Origin of the sequence: Paenibacillus amylolyticus (genome assembly GCF_047302515.1) — a bacterium.
Taxonomy (GTDB): Bacteria; Bacillota; Bacilli; order Paenibacillales; family Paenibacillaceae; genus Paenibacillus; species Paenibacillus amylolyticus_G.
The window spans coordinates 4,709,444-4,727,852 of record NZ_CP168019.1 but is presented as its reverse complement, the minus strand read 5'-3'; the positions used below and the strand labels follow the sequence as shown (position 1 = coordinate 4,727,852).

The window sequence follows — 18,409 nt, the reverse complement described above, 5'->3', positions numbered from 1 at the left end:
GTGGTGTGACCTATATTGCGCATATCTGTCAAAAGGATGGAAGAATACAAACCGTTCAGGATCACTTAGTAGAGGTTAAGCAAGGTGCGGAGCAGGCTGGAGAGAAGATCGGCGTTAAATATTTGGCAGGGATTGCTGGTCTTCTGCATGATATGGGCAAAAATACAGATCTTTTTCGAAACTACATTCAGGAAGCTGTCGCAAACCCGGATGCCCCTCCTCGCAAAGGTTCAGTTGATCATTCGACTGCTGGTGGCAAGCTGCTGCACAGCCTTTACCATGGAAGAGGCACAACGCTGGAGTCAAAGTACACAGCGGAGTGGATTGCCAATTGTATTATCTCCCATCATCAGGGTCTAAGAGACTACATATCACCTGATAAAACTTCACCTTATATGGAGCGAGTCATTTCCAAGAAACTAGATCAATATGAGCAAGCGAAAGAAGAATTTTTCAAACACAATGCCCCAGACCTACTCAACCATATGTTTAAACAAGCGATTGAGGAGCTTCAACGATACATAAAGATCATCAAAGAGCATAAACTTCCGCCGATTGCAGGAGCACTGCTTATCAAATATATGTTTAGCTGTCTGATCGACGCAGATCGTACGAATACAAGGCGATTTGAAGAAAATGAAACTTTAGCAGAAGAAATCAATTACAAGTCTTTTTTTCTACAAAGCTATGAATTACTATCTCAACATTTAAGCAAGCTTGAGCACAGCAGTATAGTAGACACACCCATTAATCGATTGCGACGTGAAATGTCCCGGCAATGCGAACAATTTGCGTATCGTCCATCAGGAGTGTACACCCTTTCCATACCAACAGGCGGGGGGAAAACGCTTGCCAGTATGCGCTATGCGCTAAGACATGCCATTGAACATAATAAACAACGGATTATATATATCGTTCCGTACACCACCATCATTGAACAAAATGCGGCTGAGATCCGCAATATCTTGAAGAACGATGACATGATTTTGGAACATCATTCCAACGTGGTGGATGACAAGGATGACGAACGCCATGAGGGCGACGAAGGGGAAACCCTGGATTTGCGCAAAAAGAATCTCAAGCTTGCCCGTGATCATTGGGATCGGCCGATTATTTTTACGACAATGGTTCAGTTTTTGAACACCTTTTATGCCAAAGGAACCCGAAACGTCCGCAGATTACATCAGCTTTCCAATGCAGTCATTGTATTTGATGAAGTGCAGTCGGTTCCGGTTCATTGTATCTCCCTCTTTAATGCTGCACTGAATTTCCTGCATGTTATTGGGAGATCAAGCCTGTTGCTCTGTACGGCTACTCAGCCTGCATTGGATTTTGTGAAGCACAAGCTACATTTCTCCAAGCAACCGGAGATTATTCAGAATTTAGATGAGGTCGGCCGAAGCTTCAAACGAGTTGATTTACAGGATCTTACGCGGGAATCACCTTCGGGCTGGGGTGCAGAGGAAGTATCTTCTTTTGTCCAGGAACAGATGAGGGAAGTGGACAGTGTGCTGGTCATTTTGAACACAAAAACAGCGGTCCGTAAACTGTTTGAACAGTTAAATGAGGTGGAATGGCTGAGAGAGAGTGGCGTACAGGTGGTTCATCTGAGCACCAATATGTGTGCAGCACATCGCAAAGAGGTTTTATCCGGGGAATATGGCGTTATTCCGAGATTGGCAAAGGGTGAACGGATCATCTGTGTGAGTACACAGCTTATTGAGGCGGGTGTGAATATCAGCTTTGATTGCGTGGTTCGTTCCTTGGCTGGTTTGGACTCGATTGCTCAAGCGGCTGGACGATGTAACCGGCATGGGAAAGATAAGGTTCGTAATGTGTACATCATTCGCTCATCGGATGAGGTATTAACGAATCTGCCTGAGATTCAAATTGGTGCAGAGAAAACGGAACGTGTGCTACAGGAATTCGAGGATGACCCGGGTTCGCTCGGCGATGACTTGTTATCTTCAAAGGCAATGTCCCGTTATTTCGAATATTATTTTAACGATATTGGAGACAAAATGCATTACCCCATTCCTAAGCTTGAACAGAACTTGTTTGATCTGATGGACCGTAATCGTTATTACGTGGATGCCTATAAGAAGAAGCATGATTGTAGGCCAGAGGTTGTGAATCATTATGCGATCGCTACGGCAGAGAAGTATTTCGAAGCCATATCCACGAACGCCACGCCCGTAATTGTTCCTTATGGTGAAGAAGGAAAAGAATTGATTCTGGACTTGAATGGAGCAATTGAACCTGGTGAAATGAGTCAGTTATTACGCAAGGCTCAGCAGTATACTGTGAATGTCTACGACCATGAACTCCGTGCATTGGAGAAAAATGGAGATGTGAGACCTCTTTTACATGGGCATGTTCTTGCATTGAGAGAACCTGCATATTGTGATGATTTCGGTGTGGATTCCAAGGGTGAAGGTGCTTGGGAAAACGCGATTTTATGAAAATGCTAAAAACCCGCTCTAACGGCGGGTCTTAACAACAAATATGAAATAACATAAATTTCAATCCGCGCTTCTCAGCGACAAAAATACATGCTTCTAGAAATATCAATAGACTTGAATTTCATATATATATCACTGTATTCATGATTCGGGTATTTTATGATTTTTGCTACATATATTGAGTGTGTAAGGGGAAATGATCAATATCAAATATCATAAGAAGGTGGTAAGAATATGTCATTGAAGAAATAATTAGGATTCTAAAAAAGGATTACATGGAGGTGACTATATCAAATATTACCTTAATAATTCAGATGGAACATTTATTTTTCAGTCGGAAACAGAATTATTTAAATTAAAGTTAGATGAAATTATAGACAAAATTATTTTACATTGCACAGGGAAAAACATAATTCATAACTATGAAGTGTTTTTTGAAGAAGTCGCGAAAGTATTAAATCAAAGTAAAGATCTTCAGGATAAATTGGAAATGATCAGATCTGAGAATAGAAAATTGATACTGGAGTTAAAAAGAAAAGAATTTGCATTGTCGGAACAATCAACTTCGTGGATGTTTCACAGGAGCAATAAAAGATTTTTGCCCTCTTAAACATCCATTACAGGAGGGAGATTCATGACACATGTTTCTCCCTCCTATACCCCATAGAAAGGAGCTGAAATGTTGAGAAATCAAATCGAATTTGAGGTTTCGGGAAAATATGCGCTATTCACCGATCCACTGACCAAGTTGGGCGGAGAAAAATTCTCTTATCAGATTCCTACATACCAAGCCCTCAAAGGGATTGTTGAATCTATTTACTGGAAGCCAACGCTGACCTGGATTGTAGATGAAGTCCGTATTATGAATCCAATTCAGACCGAATCAAAGGGTATGCGTCCGATTGAATATAGCGGGGGCAACACACTGGCCTATTACACCTATCTAAGAGATGTGCGTTATCAGGTGAAGGCTCATTTTATATTTAATCCGCATCGTGAAGATTTGATACATGACCAGAACGAACATAAACATCACAATATCGCCAAACGAGCAGTTCAGGTTGGGGGACGAAGAGATATCTTTCTGGGGACCCGTGAATGTCAGGGGTACGTTGAACCGTGCCAGTTTGGTGAAGATGACAGTTTCTATGATCGTATAGGTGAGCTTGATTTTGGCACGATGCTGCATGGAATCAGTTACCCGGATGAAACAGGAAGCAATGAGCGAGAGGTTCGTCTGTGGAAAGCGAAAATGCAGCATGGTGTCATTCAATTTATCCGTCCGGATGAATGCACATTGGTGCGCAAAGTGGGAGAAGGTACAGCTAAAATATTCGATGCAGGGAATATGCAATCTGTAGATGATCTTCATTCAGAATGGTTTGGAAATGAGGTGAGTGAATGAGTTGGCTTGCCAATTTAAGCAGAACGTATGATGATCACGCTAAGGTTGTCGGACAATTTGAAATGAAGAAAAATGGCAAGGAATACGCTCTGATTCCAATCTCGCACACAACACAGACCGCCCATATTGAAGTTCATCTGAATGGAAAAGGAGATATCGTAAATGCCAAAGTGGTAGAAAAGAATGATGGCAGTACGATTATTCCTTGCACCGAAGCTTCCGCAAGCCGAACGAGTGCCCCTGTACCGTATCCGCTTTTTGACAAGTTATCCTATGTTGCAGGAGATTACACTCAGTTTTGCGGAGAGGTCAAGGGAACACCGTATCAGGATTATTTGACCCAACTGAAGGCTTGGTGCGAATCTCCATTTAGTCACTCTAAAGTACAGAGCATACTTCACTATGTTAGTAAAGGCACGCTGATTGCTGATCTAGTCGACAGAGGCATACTTCATGCGGATAGTCGAGGAAAGCTGCTGGAGAAGTGGACCGCAGGACCAGGTGACCAGGAAGGCGAGAAACCAAAAATTTTTAATGTCATCGCAGCAGATCAGAGTGGGGCATTTGTTCGATTTGCTGTAGATATTCCAGGAGAACCCGAATCCAGATTATGGCGGGATGCTTCGGTACAGCAGTCTTTTATCCATTTTTACGAGATGAGTTTGCAGGACAAGGATATCTGTTTCGTGACAGGTGATTACCTACCAGTTGCTGATAAACATGCTTCTCGCATACGTCACTCAGGGGATAAGTCCAAGTTGATCTCAGCTAACGACTCTAGTGGATTTACGTATCGGGGGCGTTTTCGTACCAGTCGTGACGCAGCTGTAGTAAGCTACGAAGCTTCACAGAAAGGGCATAACGCTCTGAAGTGGCTTATTGATCGACAAGGAACCACCATTGATGGCAAAGTGTTTCTGGTGTGGGGAAGCACAAGTCTGGATATGCCAGAACCTCAAGAAGATGCATTTAGCTTGTGGGATGAGGATGATGAGGAAGCATTTGCTGGCGGGGACACAACTCATAAGGAGTTTGCTTTGCAAATCAGGAAGGCGATTGGCGGTTACCGATACGATGGGGAGTATAACTCTAAACATGAAGTGACTTTGATGACACTGGATGCGGCCACACCAGGGCGAATGTCGATTATGTATTATCGGAGTTTAGATCAGAACGAGTATTTGGATCGAATATTAGCTTGGCATGAGAGCTGTTATTGGTTACATCGTTATCGGAAAAATAAAAATGACAAACCCGTCTCGTTTGTTGGGGCGCCTGCGACCAAAGACATTGCATTTGCAGCCTATGGTCCACGAGCCAGTGACAAGGTAGTTAAGGGATTAATGGAGCGAATGCTCCCATGTATCATAGATGAGCGACCCATTCCGCTGGATATCGTTCGCAGTTCTATCCAACGTACATCCAACCCGGTAGGCATGGAAAATTGGGAGTGGGAGAAAACACTGAGCATTACTTGCGCACTTGTTAATAAGAAGGAGGGGTATGGAGTGAGTCTGAATACAGAAACAACGGATCGTAGCTACGTATTTGGCAGAATGCTTGCCATTGCAGATGTATTAGAGAGAAGTGCTCTGGGTAAAGAGGAAAAACGAGCGACAAATGCCATTCGATATATGAACGCCTTTGCACAACGACCAGGCAGAACTTGGAGCATTATTCAATCTAATCTCCAACCTTATCAAGCGCGGATGGGGACGGGTGCCAGATATTATAATTCGTTGCTGGATGAAGTTGGAGATAAACTACAGTTGGAAGATTTTACAGACAAGCCACTTACGGGATTATACTTACTAGGCTTCTACAGTCAGCGTAACGATTTATATACAAGTAGGAAAGATAAAGAAGCCGCAGCTACACTTGATAAAGACGATGAAAACCAATTGAACGAACAAGGGGATAACTAAATGAGTACACTTGATCACAAAATCGATTTTGCTGTTGTACTGTCTGTTCGTAATGCCAACCCGAATGGTGATCCATTGAATGGAAACCGTCCTCGTCAGAACTACGATGGCTTAGGAGAAATCTCGGATGTATGTATAAAGCGTAAAATTCGTAACCGCCTTCAGGATATGGGAGAGTCCATTCTGGTGCAATCCGATGAAAAACGGAATGATGCTCACCGTTCCATTAAAGATCGTGTCGATGCCAATGAGAATGTACAAGAGCATGCCAAAGGTAAAAAGGCAAATAAGGATATGTATGCAGAAGCCGCTTGTCAGTCCTGGATTGACGTACGTAGCTTTGGACAGGTATTTGCTTTTAGCGGCACAGATGTATCTGTGGGGATTCGGGGTCCGGTATCGATTCATACAGCGGTTAGTTTGGATCGGATTGACATCTCAAGCATGCAGATTACGAAGAGTGTTAACTCTGTCACAACAGCTAAAGATCCAGACAAAAAAGGTTCAGACACGATGGGCATGAAACACCGCGTAGATTTTGGAGTTTATGTTTTTTATGGAAGTATCAACACGCAACTGGCAGAGAAGACCGGATTTACATATGAAGACGCGGAGAAAATTCGTGAATCACTGAGAACCTTATTCGAGAATGATACGTCCTCGGCCCGTCCTGATGGTAGCATGGAGGTTCACCAGTTATATTGGTGGGAACATAGCTCCAAAATGGGGCAGTATTCATCTGCGAAAGTACATCGTTCTCTGCAAATTGAATTGAAGCCAGGAGTAGCAGAAGCAAAGTCCTACGATGATTATAATTATACAGTGGTGCCGCTGGAAGGCTTGGCAGTCCAAGAATATGAAGGACTATAACGAAGAGGATTATCTGCTGCTTTCGGGGATTCAGCATTTTAACTTTTGCAGAAGGCAGTGGGCATTAATTCATATCGAACAGCAGTGGGAAGACAATGTGCGTACCATTGAAGGAGATCATTTGCATCGAAAGGCAGATCAGCCAGCGCTTCGTGAAAAACGAGGCGATAAACTAGTGGTTCGTGCACTTCCGGTACAATCGAGAGAACTTGGGATCACAGGCATCTGTGATGTGGTTGAATTCATTCGTGATCCATCTGGAGTTCCACTTGCGGGAGAGGAAGGGTTATACCTTCCTTATCCTGTTGAATACAAACGCGGCAAGCCCAAACGAAATGATTCGGATCACTCCCAATTGGTAGCACAAGTCATATGTCTCGAAGAAATGCTCGTATGTGATATTCCCAAGGCCTATTTTTATTATGATGAGATCAAACATAGGGTTGAAGTCATAATTACTGCGGCAGATCGGGAACGAGTGAAGGCAAGTATTCAAGAGATGAGACATTATTTTGAACGGAACCATACACCCAAAGCCAAAGCAGGACCACACTGCCTAAGTTGTTCTTTGAACAATATATGTGTGCCTGATATCTTGAACAAACGCTCCGTTTCAAGTTACATCGAAAGCAGGTTGAATGAATGAAAAAGCTGCTGAACACCTTATTTGTAACATTACCCGATACATACCTTGGACTGGATGGGGAAAACATTGTGGTGAAGCAGGAGGAAGAAATTCTTGCTCGCTATCCGCTACATAATTTGGAGGCCGTTTGTACCTTTGGCTATGCTGGAGTAAGTCCAGCACTGATGGGGGCTTGTGCGTCACGCAATGTTAGTCTGACATTTATGACACGAACGGGGCGATTCCTCGCACGGGTGATTGGTGAGGATCGAGGAAATGTGGTTCTTCGCAAAGAACAGTATCGTATCTCGGACGATGAGGTGCGTAGTGCGCGGGTTGCTCGTAATATGATTACAGGCAAGTTATACAACAACAAGTGGATTTTGGAACGAGCCACACGGGATTATGCACTACGTATCGACACGGAACGAATCAAGAAGGTTACGGAGTCGCTAGGTGAAACGATGAAGCTGTTGCGCGAGGTGGAGCAATTGGATATATTGCGCGGATTGGAAGGATCGGCTGCCGTGCAATATAACTCTGTGTTCGATGATCTGATTCTACAGCAAAAGGAATCGTTTTATTTTTATGGACGTAGCCGACGTCCTCCGCTGGATAAAGTGAATGCACTATTATCATTTGCTTATACCTTACTCGCTAATGATATGAAGTCTGCACTTGAATCTGTCGGACTTGATGCATACGTTGGTTTTTTGCATCGGGATCGTCCTGGCAGAGCTTCACTTGCACTGGATATGATGGAGGAACTTCGAGGAGTGTACGCAGACCGATTTGTACTTTCTCTCATTAATAAGAAGGTAGTTAACGATAAAGGTTTTTATGTGAAAGAAAATCTCGCAGTGATTATGGATGATGAGACACGAAAGAAAGTGCTAAAAGCGTGGCAAGATCGTAAACAGGAAAAGATTATGCATCCGTATTTGAATGAAAAAATACCTTGGGGGCTTGTACCATACACTCAAGCGTTACTACTGGCAAGATATATACGTGGGGATCTGGATGAGTATCCTCCGTTTCTGTGGAAGTAGGTGTGATGATTGCTTATTTTGATTACGTATGATGTGAGCACGATAGATAGTGAAGGCCGAAGAAGACTATCTAAAGTGGCAAAAAAGTGTGTGGATCACGGTCAGCGAGTGCAGAACTCGGTGTTTGAATGTATACTGGATGCTGCCCAGTTTAGACGATTAAGATTCGAACTGGAAGAGTTGATTGATAAGGATACAGATAGTCTCCGATTCTATAACTTAGGTGATAATTACAAAAGTAAAGTTCAACATGTGGGTGCCAAAGATTCCTATGATATGGGTGATCCGTTAATACTTTAGCAGGTGCGAATGCCAAGCTCACATGATTTCCCTGGGGGATTCGCACCTCGGAATTTGTCGAAAAGGTCTTTATTGTGACCTTTTGGCAATGATTTATGATCGGAAATTTGTGATAACGGTTTTAAAGAAGTAGAACTATCGAAAATACGTTAATAGTTATTCTTCAAGCATAGTTATTACGTCACTTTTCGCTGTCGCACTCTGTATGGAGTGCGTGGATTGAAATATTGCCCAATCGGATCGGATGATTGATAAGCAGATGTCGCACTCTGTATGGAGTGCGTGGATTGAAATCCGTTACCTGATTCACGGTATAACACAGGTGGTGCGTCGCACTCTGTATGGAGTGCGTGGATTGAAATTGTTCAGGCTTAGCCGCATCTTCACGTGGGAAATGGTCGCACTCTGTATGGAGTGCGTGGATTGAAATAATAGTCCTCTCTATCCCTGCCAGATCGGCAGTGGTCGCACTCTGTATGGAGTGCGTGGATTGAAATCTTCATCGTCATATTCTTCGCTCAGCTTTGTTCCCGTCGCACTCTGTATGGAGTGCGTGGATTGAAATAATCCCATTTTTAGACCAGGTATTACATGGTGGTGTCGCACTCTGTATGGAGTGCGTGGATTGAAATTCATGAACATAAATTTCGTTGCAAATATAAATATCGTCGCACTCTGTATGGAGTGCGTGGATTGAAATACCAATGCGGAGATCGCTGCCGTAATCCGGAAGTAGTCGCACTCTGTATGGAGTGCGTGGATTGAAATAGATATCTACGCAGCATGGACTTAACAATCATCTTGTCGCACTCTGTATGGAGTGCGTGGATTGAAATTGAGTCGTCATGAAACATCCAAGGTATGAATCGCGTCGCACTCTGTATGGAGTGCGTGGATTGAAATCGTTGCGTTTTGTTGGAATGCTGCGCCCCATTGGCGTCGCAATCTGTATGGAGTGCGTGGATTGAAATTAGCAATCGCTAATTTTGTATTTATTTATCGCATGTCGCACTCTGTATGGAGTGCGTGGATTGAAATTATCGCCCTCGCAATAAGGTGGATCGGGACGATAGTCGCACTCTGTATGGAGTGCGTGGATTGAAATCGTATATAACGGTCACATTGATTCTGTCGTGTATAGTCGCACTCTGTATGGAGTGCGTGGATTGAAATTTTCATTTCGGTTAGTATCTTTTCATAGTCTGACGTCGCACTCTGTATAGAGTGCGTGGATTGAAATATTGTCATTAATGACCATGTTAATGGGAAATAACTCACATTAAAGAAGTACATTGGAACGGCAAATACCTACTTATGACTGGGAAGTTGAAGTTTATAATTCACATGAACATGTAAAACAGCTTTGGGCTTACATATTGACGCTGAAATTACTCAGCATTAGAAATTCAATTCCAATTGACTATACTTGGAATGTATATTACCCAACGTAAAAAGTAATACTTGAACATTAAAGTAGTACATTATAATATAGGTAATAGAGTAGGAGGTAGTAGTGTATGAGTATGTATGAATCAGGTAAGGTAACTTCGAAAGGACAGGTTACAATTCCAGTTGAGGTAAGGAAACAACTAGGTATAGCTACAGGCGACAAAATTATTGTAATTATCCAAAATGGCGAAGCAAAATTAGAAGTTAGGAAACAGAAGAAGTTAACTGATCTTGTAGGAATCTTAAAGACAGGTCAAGAACATGATCTTCAGGAAGCTAGGAAGTCAGCGATTGACTGGGTGGGGAACAGTTACAAAAAAGGGGAATAGCAATGGATTTTTTGGCTGATACAAACATACTAGTACGGTTGTTCACTCAAGACGATAAGGAGCAGTTTGAAAAAGTTTCTGAAATGCTAGATAGCGGGGATTTTCAGATAATTGTTTCATCACCAGTAATTATTGAAACATGTTGGGTACTGAAATCACATTACAAGCATTCTAATGTTGATGTAGGAAATGCCCTGCTTAGTCTATCGCAAATTGATAACATCATCTTTGAAGAAGATTACATGAAAGATGCGTTAAGGCTGTTTGTTGAAAAAGGTAACGTTGACATTGTGGACTGTTATCTTAGCGCAAAATCAAAAACAATTAACATGCCAGTAGTAACATGGGACAGTGATTTTACGAAGCTGGGATGCGAGTATTACAAGCCAAATCAACTTTAAATGTTGTTAGGTGATTGAAATTCTGGTAAGAGGACGAGAATGGATTTTGTATCTAACTGAGCTCCTAATTCCTGTAATAAAAACACAGATAGTTGTACTAGCTTTTGCCATTGGAGGTTCAACAATCAGTTGATGACACCGTTGTCTGTTAAATGATACCGGGAAGGTATAGAGCCTACCCTGGTATCAACAAAAAAACCAAGGCTTTGAGTTCAGTCACTCATGAGCCTTGGTTTTTTACTGTGTCGTATTCTTGTTATCTATATCCTATTAATTCTATTCTGCACGTACTTTAAAGAATGAGATCAGTTCTTGCAGTTGCTCGGATACAACCGAGAGCTCATCGGAGGCACTCACAATGGCTGCCATGGAGGCTTCCTGCTCATCAATTGACTGCTCAATTTGTTTACTGCTGCTTGCTGCCTTGCTGACATTGGCAGACAGTTCATCGGCCGTGGCAGACATTTCCTGTGTACTTGCCGAGATCTCTTCAGTAGAACTGGAGATATCCTGAATCTGGTTTGCCACTTTATTCGTAGCAGTCAGAATATTCTCGAAGAATACACCAGTCTCTTGGGTAACTTCCAAGCCTTTGGTAACTTCCTTGGAACCCAACTGCATCGCTTCGGAAGACTGCATGATATCCCGTTGAATTTCTTCAATTAACTGTCGAATTTGCTTCGCTGATTCCTGCGATTGCTCTGCCAGGTTACGTACCTCACCTGCAACCACCGCAAAACCTCTTCCTTCTTCACCTGCGCGGGCTGCCTCGATTGAAGCGTTAAGTGCAAGCAAGTTAGTTTGTCCAGCAATCTCCGTAATCACGTTAACAATGTTGCTAATCTGGTTCGAGTTATTCTCCAAAGACTGAATCGAGTTTGACGTATTTTGCACCGCACCGGAGATCAGGCGCATCTGTTCAATAACTTGTTGCATCACCACATTACCTGTGCTGGAGCGCTGCTCCATGCTGAGTGCTTCATCTGCCACATCGGCTGAGCTGCTGGCGATCGTCTGTACTACCGTTGACATCTCTGTCATGGCGCGTGCGTTCTCCACAGTGGCTTTGTCTTGTGATACCAGTCCAGTAGATATTTCTCGAATATTGGTGCTGATGGATTGAATGTTCACATTATTTTTCTCGGAAATGCCCAGTAGTTGTTTGGAAGATTCCGAGAGGTGATGTGAAGCATTCTGTACTTTATAGATGGTTGTATTGAAGCGATGGATCATCGCATTAAACTTCTCGTTGATGACACCCAGATCATCTCGCCCGGTATCGATGGTTACGTCCAGATTACCCGTGCTGACTTCTTCGATCCCTTTCATCAGATTGCGGATCGGAAGCAACGTTCTTTTCAGCAAAATGAATTGCAACACCATGAACAGGATCAGGAAACCGATCAGGAACATCAAACCGTACGTAAGTAGTTTGTTCAGGCCTTTTGGAACGGCACTTGCATCTACATCGAAGTAAAGAGCAGCGTACATGGAGCCATCTGCGTTATTAATCGGATAGATCAGAGTAGTCCAGGTTCCGTACTCATCCGTGTAGAAATCACTGAAGGCAGGCTTCCCGTCCTTTTTCATCTGTTCCAGCACTACGACGTTATTCTGAGGCAGCGGGTACATGGCACCTGCGGGCAGATTACCTTCCTCGAATGGCTCCAACAGGTTGGTTGGAATCGCGATGATGGACGTTCCGTTTCCTTCCTCAAGTTCTGAACCGAAAATGTACGCTTGCGCGATGTTTGGATAGAATTCATGGATGGAATCGAGATAAGCTTTCATTTCCAGCTGTACAGGACCGGAGTAGCTTTTTTCCTTAGCCGCTTCTGCCACTTTGGCAGTGTCGAGATCATCGTACCATTTCTGGGTGATGACGGTAGCTTGGTCGTGCAACTGTTCAACCAAGATATTTTTTTGCAATTGATACGCGGCAGTAATCAGGATTACACCGATCAACATGATGCTGCCGAATGAAATCACCAAATTTTTGATGAAGAAAGGCATGGTACTCCAGCGAAGCTTATTAAACAAGATGGTTCACTCCTTCTACGATTGTGAAAATGCACTATACCTGGATGGGATGCTATACGCTATGTAATCTAATGAATATTTAGTGGAAAATTGTTATCGTGCAACTTCTATAATTCTGATTTTGCTGTGGTTACGTGACATTCTCTCATGCTTCAGTGTGCTTTTTACATTGTTTCAAGTTCTACTTCACTTATAGGACCCCCAGGTAAGTTACTTCGTAGATTATATCGTTATAAAGTCATATTAATATTAGCTTTTAGAGCAAAAATGGTTCTAAGGTACTGGTTCTGTGGGCGTGTTTTTCATTTTTGATCTTTATTATTACGTTTGTTAATGCAAGGTTCTAGTGAGATAGATAAAATTAATTACTATATATCCCAAAAATATTATGTTCCCAGAGGTCCCCATTCGTAAGGGGGCTTTTTGGGCTTACTTGTCTTGACCTAAAAAAAACACAAGTGAATGAAAAGACAGTCCATTGTTGCCCTTTCGCAGGAACGCTAAGATGAAGTTGTTAAAGCGTTTACATCACGTGATGAAGGGAGCTTAAATCGGATGCCAGAAATTACGATCAGGCTGTATGAAGGCAGGACGGATGAGCAAAAGCAGGAGATAGTGGAGGTATTCACACGCGAGCTCTCACGTATTATCGACCGGGAGCCGGATTACATTTCCATCGAATTCAATGAGATCCCATGGGACGAGAACGTTCCTGATAACTTGAGAAGCGCGCAAACACAGAAGCAGGGAGGGGAGAAGACGTGAAGCCGGCAGATATCGTGCCACCAAGCCGGGGTGCAACTGGACTTCACTCGTCTGGTCTGGGCGCTCGGCTCGGAGATGCGGGTCGTTATTTGTGGCGATACCGGATACTATACCTACTCTCCTTACCGGGTATCCTGTATTTTTTCCTTTTCAAATATGTACCTTTATTCGGTTCAGTGATTGCCTTTCAGAACTACAACATTTTCAAAGGCATCACCGGAAGTGATTGGGTAGGTCTGGAGCATTTCCAGAAGATGTTCAGCCATTATGATTTTTTAAGAATTCTCAATAACACACTTCTGCTTGGATTATATGATCTGGTGATTGCATTCCCGGTACCGATCTTACTGGCGATTCTGCTGAATGAAGTACGGATGATTGTGTTTAAGCGTTTGCTGCAAACGATTGTATACATGCCTCACTTTCTGTCCTGGGTCGTCATTAGCGGGATTTTCATGGGTATTTTCTCAATGGATGCCGGATTGGTCAACAAGGCACTTGGATTTCTGGGCATGCAGCCGATCTACTTCCTTGGAGAAGACTCGTACATTCGTTCCATTCTGATCGGTTCCGGGATCTGGCGCGACTCCGGGTACGGCACGATTATTTTCCTGGCTGCCATTGCGGGCATCAATCCCGATCTGTATGAGGCGGCTGAGGTAGATGGAGCCGGACGTTTGAAGCAAATATGGTCGATTACTCTGCCATCCTTGCTGCCAACGATTATGATTTTGTTGCTGCTGCACATCGGGAAGTTCCTTGATCTGGGCTTTGAGCGTGTGTTTGTATTCCTGAATCCGCTCAATCTGGAGTCTGGCGAGATTCTCGATACGTATATCTACAAAGCCGGGCTTCTCTCACAGCAATACAGCTATACAACAGCTATCGGGTTGTTCAAGTCGGTCGTGGGCTTGATGCTTATTCTACTCGGTAACTTCTTTAGCAAAAAAACAACCGGCGAAAGCCTGTATTAGGGAGGCGAGATGGATGCGTACCCCCAGTGTCCGTTACCGTATATTTCGCATTGGAAATCTCGTTTTTCTTACGCTGCTCTCGTTAACGATGATTCTGCCTTTCATTAATGTGCTGGCCCAGTCACTTAGCAGCTCGGAAGCGATCATGGGCGGAAAGGTCAGCTTCTGGCCAGTAGCTTTTACCTGGATCAATTACGAATATGTATTCGGCGATGCTGCCTTCTGGCGGGCCTTTGCAGTATCGGTTGGGGTAACGTTAGTGGGTACGCTGGTCAATCTCGCCGCAACGGCATCGCTGGCTTATCCCGTGTCCCGTCCAGAGTACAAAGGGCGTTCACTGGTCGTTATGTTTGTCCTGATAACCGTTGTATTCTCGGCACCGCTCATTCCGAACTTTATTCTGATGAAAGAGTTACACCTGGTCAACAATCCACTGGTGCTGATTGTGCCAGGAGCGATTAACGCCTTTAACTTTTTCGTCATGCGTTCGTTCTTCTCACAGCTACCGGGTGAACTGATCGATGCCGCCCGCATCGATGGCTGTGGGGAGTTTGGCATCATCTGGCGTATCGTTATTCCATTGTCCAAACCGGCCATGGCATCACTCGGCATTTTCTATGCGGTGGGCCACTGGAATGCGTATTCCACCGCGCTTTATTATCTGAACGATCCAGCCTGGTGGCCGATCCAGGTCACACTCAAGAAGCTGTTTGAGAGTGACGATATTTCCGTCGATCCGGGTTCTGCCGTCTATAGCACCCTTGCACATACATCGCCGGAAGGCATCAAAATGGCGACCATCATCATCGCCACCTTGCCAATCATTATCATATACCCTTTCCTGCAAAAGCATTTTGTAAAAGGAATCATGGTCGGCTCCGTCAAATCTTAACTACAAGCAGCATACAGATCTGACGGAAACGGGGGAATGGCGATGTTCAGAATCTTGATTACGGACGATGAACCGATGATTCGGCTGGGTCTGGCGAAGATGATAGAGCAAGCAGGATTGTTTGATTGTGAGATTCGGCAGGCGGCGCATGGGGAAGAGGCCCTTCAGGTGGTGAAAGACTTTCGGCCACACATCCTGTTCACGGATATTCGTATGCCAACGATGGATGGTATTGAGTTGTGCCGACATTTATCCGAGCAAGGCAGTACGATGCGCATTATTGTAGTCTCCGGTTATTCAGACTTTGAATATGCAAGAGCCTGTATGGATTATGGGGTAAAGCGATATCTGCTCAAGCCAGTGGGACGACAGGAGCTTCATGAACTGCTGCTCAAATTGCTGGCCTCCGAAGAGGATAAACCTAAGGTATCCCTTGTACCCGTGAGGGAGCTGAATGATTGGGCCATGCGTCTGGAAGAGGCTATATGGGAGTTAAGGCAATCCGATGTGACGGAGCTGCTCGCAGCATGGTCGAATCGTTATCCGGCATATGCCCTGATGCCTGAGCAGACAGCGGAGCTTTTTCAGGAATTGCTGGAATTGATTGTGGCCCGCATGAACGCCCGTGGCAACGGAACGATGAGTACGTCCAGTAAGATAATTGTAAGCGCTTCCTCTAAGGAGTGCTTCGAGGCTCTGGGCAACGAAATCCAGACGTTGATGAATAGGATCAAGGAAAAACGCAGTGGCAAGCGCAAGCATCCGGTGGAAGAAGCAAAGGCTTACTTGGAGAAGCATTTGCGCCGCGAAGTGTCACTGGACGAGATTGCCGCCAAGCTGGGCCTTAACCCGTCCTACTTCAGCCAGCTGTTCAAGCAGACGACAGGTCAGACCTTTATCCAATACCGTATACGCAGCAAAATGGAACTGGCCAAACGCATGCTGGAACAGCCGGGCAACCGGATTACGGATATATCCTACGAAGTGGGGTATGCGGATCATCCCCATTTTACCAAGACATTCAAGAAGATTACCGGACTGACCCCGTCTGAATACCGCAGTAAGTTGGGCATTGAATGATGAAGCGCAGCCTGTCGATCCGCCTGTTCTTTCATTTTGCCATCGTAATTACGTTGTCCCTGTCTGCCATTGGCTTGTTTACCTATACCTATGCCTCAACTGAGATGAACGATCAGCTGGCGGACAACATCGCCCAAACGATGCGTAATACGGTGTACCAGACCGATCTGTATTTGCAAAATTATGATCGTGCTACCTACTCCATTCTCTCGAACGGAAGTGTGAAGCACTTTCTCGATATGAATTCGGAGGATAGTTATGCCTATTACGAGTATAGCCGTCAGATTAAAAGGAACGTGTTCCCGCCTGTTTTTATGTTATATCCACAGATCAAGTTCCTGTATGTTATCGGGGGGAACGGACGGGTTGTCATCGATGACAACCAGAATTCAGCGGGCATTCCCGATATCGATGCTGCACAGCAGTATAAGCAGTTGCTCGCTGCAACCCCTGCGAATGGCGAATCGACTTTGCTCACCCGTAGTATTCGCAGTGGACAGAATGCAAATGTCATTACGATTGCGCGCCGGATCAGGGGGGTGTCCTCCTATACACCAAATGGAGTGCTGGCGATGGAAGTGAATGTGCTGGAACTTGACAACATCTGGGGAGAACTCGATCTCGGTCAAGGGGGCTATCAGTATGTGATGGATCAGAACGGAAATGTTATCTACACTCCTGGGGACGAAGAGGCGCAGACCGTGATGTCGTCTAGCACTGTGAACAGGCTTATGCACATGGAGGCAGGGTCTCTGGAACAGAACACGGATGGTACCAAGCGGCTGTTTATATCGGAGTTGTCTGCCTATTCGGGCTGGCGTTTTGTTGCTTCCGTGCCGCTGTCGGAGCTTCAAAGGCCGATTGCAACGATCCGCTCAGCTACATTATGGGTTGGTGCAGGTACCTTGCTCGCTGCGCTTGTGGTGGCCTACCGGATCGGAGCATCTCAAGTAGAACCCATTCGTGTGCTGATGAACGGAATGAGACAGACGGAGAAGGGAATCTGGAACAAGGTGGAGATGAAGGAAAGGCGAGATGAGATCGGAGTGCTGATTCGCAGCTATAATCTGATGGTCAGCCGTTTGTCGGACATGATTGAGAGTGTATATGAGTCGGAGTTGCGCCGCCAGAAGTCGGAAATTGAGCTACAGCAGGAAGCGTTGGAACGACACCGTGCGGAATTTCAGGCGCTCCAGTTGCAGATCAATCCGCATTTTCTCTACAACACATTGGAGACGATCAAATGTTATGCCGTCGTACAGGATTCCGAAGAAATTACGCAGATGGTGGAATCGATGGCTCATATGCTCCGTTATTCCATTCAGACCAATCTGGAGGAAATTACGGTTGCCAATGAGCTGAAGCATGTGCTGGCCTACCTTTCCATCATGAAACATCGCATGGATCGGGAGCTTGAAGTTGAGGTCATCATTGCACCGGATCTGTTGTTGGAAAAAATGGTTCGTCTCACCCTCCAGCCTCTGGTGGAAAATGTGCTGCAACATGCGTTTCCACGGGGCATGGAACCGGGTCATTTTATCCGCATCGATGCTCGACGTCTGGATGATCGATTTCTTGTCATCGTTCAGGATAATGGTATGGGCATGAGCAATGCACGTCTGGAGAAGCTGCGTCGCCGTCTGGAACTGAACCGTCTGGCAGGTGAAGACACCGATGATGTTTATCATCGTGGTGGCATCGGACTTATGAATGTACATCGCCGGATTCAGCTCGTATTTGGAGAAACATACGGCTTGATGATGGAGAGTGAGGAAGGTATGGGAACGACCATTACGATGGCCCTTCCTGCGGACCAGCACAGCAAGCGAATTTAATTGAAACT

15 protein-coding genes and 1 CRISPR repeat array are annotated in these 18,409 nt (G+C 44.7%); of the genes, 14 read left to right on the top strand and 1 reads right to left on the bottom strand.

The genetic code is table 11. The annotated features are described in order from the left end of the window. The first annotated feature begins 5 nt into the window (after nucleotides 1–5). The 9 genes from cas3 to ACDJ59_RS20610 all read left to right on the top strand — a co-directional run bounded on the left by cas3 (nucleotide 6) and on the right by ACDJ59_RS20610 (nucleotide 10,815). Complete coding sequence (cas3, locus tag ACDJ59_RS20650) at nucleotides 6–2,462, top strand: CRISPR-associated helicase Cas3' (RefSeq protein WP_413405372.1); 2,457 nt, start codon at nucleotides 6–8, stop codon at nucleotides 2,460–2,462. Nucleotides 2,463–3,144: 682 nt separating this feature from the next. Then, complete coding sequence (gene cas5c, locus ACDJ59_RS20645; protein WP_100526597.1) at nucleotides 3,145–3,867, top strand: type I-C CRISPR-associated protein Cas5c; 723 nt, start codon at nucleotides 3,145–3,147, stop codon at nucleotides 3,865–3,867. Further along, complete coding sequence (cas8c, locus tag ACDJ59_RS20640) at nucleotides 3,864–5,792, top strand: type I-C CRISPR-associated protein Cas8c/Csd1 (protein ID WP_413405370.1); 1,929 nt, start codon at nucleotides 3,864–3,866, stop codon at nucleotides 5,790–5,792. Before cas5c ends, cas8c begins: the two co-directional genes overlap by 4 nt. After that, complete coding sequence (gene cas7c / locus ACDJ59_RS20635; protein WP_017690350.1) at nucleotides 5,793–6,662, top strand: type I-C CRISPR-associated protein Cas7/Csd2; 870 nt, start codon at nucleotides 5,793–5,795, stop codon at nucleotides 6,660–6,662. Then, the gene (gene cas4, locus ACDJ59_RS20630; protein WP_017690349.1) at nucleotides 6,649–7,308 is read left to right on the top strand and encodes a CRISPR-associated protein Cas4; all 660 of its coding nucleotides are present in this window, start codon (nucleotides 6,649–6,651) and stop codon (nucleotides 7,306–7,308) included. The genes cas7c and cas4 overlap by 14 nt, the downstream gene beginning before the upstream one ends. Further along, nucleotides 7,305–8,336 carry a type I-C CRISPR-associated endonuclease Cas1c gene (gene cas1c / locus ACDJ59_RS20625; RefSeq protein WP_017690348.1) on the top strand — a complete coding sequence of 344 codons (1,032 nt, stop codon included), beginning with the start codon at nucleotides 7,305–7,307 and terminating at the stop codon, nucleotides 8,334–8,336. The genes cas4 and cas1c overlap by 4 nt, the downstream gene beginning before the upstream one ends. 9 nt (nucleotides 8,337–8,345) lie before the next feature. Beyond that, nucleotides 8,346–8,636 carry a CRISPR-associated endonuclease Cas2 gene (gene cas2 / locus ACDJ59_RS20620; RefSeq protein ID WP_026081267.1) on the top strand — a complete coding sequence of 97 codons (291 nt, stop codon included), beginning with the start codon at nucleotides 8,346–8,348 and terminating at the stop codon, nucleotides 8,634–8,636. 193 nt (nucleotides 8,637–8,829) lie between these two features. Next, nucleotides 8,830–9,876: a CRISPR direct-repeat array (repeat unit 33 nt; unit sequence GTCGCACTCTGTATGGAGTGCGTGGATTGAAAT). 277 nt (nucleotides 9,877–10,153) lie between these two features. Beyond that, nucleotides 10,154–10,414, top strand: a complete 261-nt coding sequence (locus ACDJ59_RS20615) for an AbrB/MazE/SpoVT family DNA-binding domain-containing protein (RefSeq protein WP_100528578.1) — start codon at nucleotides 10,154–10,156, stop codon at nucleotides 10,412–10,414. Between the two features lie 2 nt (nucleotides 10,415–10,416). Beyond that, nucleotides 10,417–10,815 carry a PIN domain-containing protein gene (locus ACDJ59_RS20610; RefSeq protein WP_100528579.1) on the top strand — a complete coding sequence of 133 codons (399 nt, stop codon included), beginning with the start codon at nucleotides 10,417–10,419 and terminating at the stop codon, nucleotides 10,813–10,815. A 276-nt stretch (nucleotides 10,816–11,091) separates the two neighbouring features. Here the strand turns inward: ACDJ59_RS20610 and ACDJ59_RS20605 are convergent, their stop codons facing one another. Beyond that, nucleotides 11,092–12,828, bottom strand: coding sequence for a methyl-accepting chemotaxis protein (locus tag ACDJ59_RS20605; RefSeq protein WP_413409873.1), 1,737 nt, complete (start codon nucleotides 12,826–12,828; stop codon nucleotides 11,092–11,094). A gap of 582 nt (nucleotides 12,829–13,410) precedes the next feature. Between ACDJ59_RS20605 and ACDJ59_RS20600 the strand changes: the two genes are divergently transcribed. The 5 genes from ACDJ59_RS20600 to ACDJ59_RS20580 are packed head-to-tail and all read left to right on the top strand — an operon-like array spanning nucleotide 13,411 to nucleotide 18,401. Beyond that, nucleotides 13,411–13,620: a tautomerase family protein gene (locus tag ACDJ59_RS20600; RefSeq protein ID WP_413405366.1), complete on the top strand. Its 210-nt coding sequence runs from the start codon at nucleotides 13,411–13,413 to the stop codon at nucleotides 13,618–13,620. A gap of 56 nt (nucleotides 13,621–13,676) precedes the next feature. Then, the gene (locus tag ACDJ59_RS20595; RefSeq protein WP_413409872.1) at nucleotides 13,677–14,594 is read left to right on the top strand and encodes an ABC transporter permease; all 918 of its coding nucleotides are present in this window, start codon (nucleotides 13,677–13,679) and stop codon (nucleotides 14,592–14,594) included. Nucleotides 14,595–14,607: 13 nt separating this feature from the next. Next, nucleotides 14,608–15,486, top strand: coding sequence for a carbohydrate ABC transporter permease (locus ACDJ59_RS20590; RefSeq protein ID WP_036672498.1), 879 nt, complete (start codon nucleotides 14,608–14,610; stop codon nucleotides 15,484–15,486). A 42-nt stretch (nucleotides 15,487–15,528) separates the two neighbouring features. After that, a complete protein-coding gene (locus tag ACDJ59_RS20585) occupies nucleotides 15,529–16,566 on the top strand; it encodes a response regulator transcription factor (RefSeq protein WP_413405362.1) in 1,038 nt (345 codons plus the stop codon). Further along, on the top strand, nucleotides 16,563–18,401 hold the full coding sequence (locus ACDJ59_RS20580) for a cache domain-containing sensor histidine kinase (RefSeq protein WP_413405360.1): 1,839 nt from the start codon (nucleotides 16,563–16,565) through the stop codon (nucleotides 18,399–18,401). The genes ACDJ59_RS20585 and ACDJ59_RS20580 overlap by 4 nt, the downstream gene beginning before the upstream one ends. Nucleotides 18,402–18,409 lie beyond the last annotated feature (8 nt).

What these genes read in the sequence shown, in the direction of transcription:
- cas7c (WP_017690350.1), top strand. Translation starts at nt 5,793, where the DNA reads ATGAGTACACTTGATCACAAAATCGATTTTGCTGTTGTACTGTCTGTT.
- ACDJ59_RS20600 (WP_413405366.1), top strand. Translation starts at nt 13,411, where the DNA reads ATGCCAGAAATTACGATCAGGCTGTATGAAGGCAGGACGGATGAGCAA.
- cas1c (WP_017690348.1), top strand. Translation starts at nt 7,305, where the DNA reads ATGAAAAAGCTGCTGAACACCTTATTTGTAACATTACCCGATACATAC.
- ACDJ59_RS20610 (WP_100528579.1), top strand. Translation starts at nt 10,417, where the DNA reads ATGGATTTTTTGGCTGATACAAACATACTAGTACGGTTGTTCACTCAA.
- ACDJ59_RS20580 (WP_413405360.1), top strand. Translation starts at nt 16,563, where the DNA reads ATGATGAAGCGCAGCCTGTCGATCCGCCTGTTCTTTCATTTTGCCATC.
- ACDJ59_RS20615 (WP_100528578.1), top strand. Translation starts at nt 10,154, where the DNA reads ATGAGTATGTATGAATCAGGTAAGGTAACTTCGAAAGGACAGGTTACA.
- cas8c (WP_413405370.1), top strand. Translation starts at nt 3,864, where the DNA reads ATGAGTTGGCTTGCCAATTTAAGCAGAACGTATGATGATCACGCTAAG.
- ACDJ59_RS20605 (WP_413409873.1), bottom strand. Translation starts at nt 12,828, where the DNA reads ATGCCTTTCTTCATCAAAAATTTGGTGATTTCATTCGGCAGCATCATG.
- cas4 (WP_017690349.1), top strand. Translation starts at nt 6,649, where the DNA reads ATGAAGGACTATAACGAAGAGGATTATCTGCTGCTTTCGGGGATTCAG.
- ACDJ59_RS20590 (WP_036672498.1), top strand. Translation starts at nt 14,608, where the DNA reads ATGCGTACCCCCAGTGTCCGTTACCGTATATTTCGCATTGGAAATCTC.
- ACDJ59_RS20585 (WP_413405362.1), top strand. Translation starts at nt 15,529, where the DNA reads ATGTTCAGAATCTTGATTACGGACGATGAACCGATGATTCGGCTGGGT.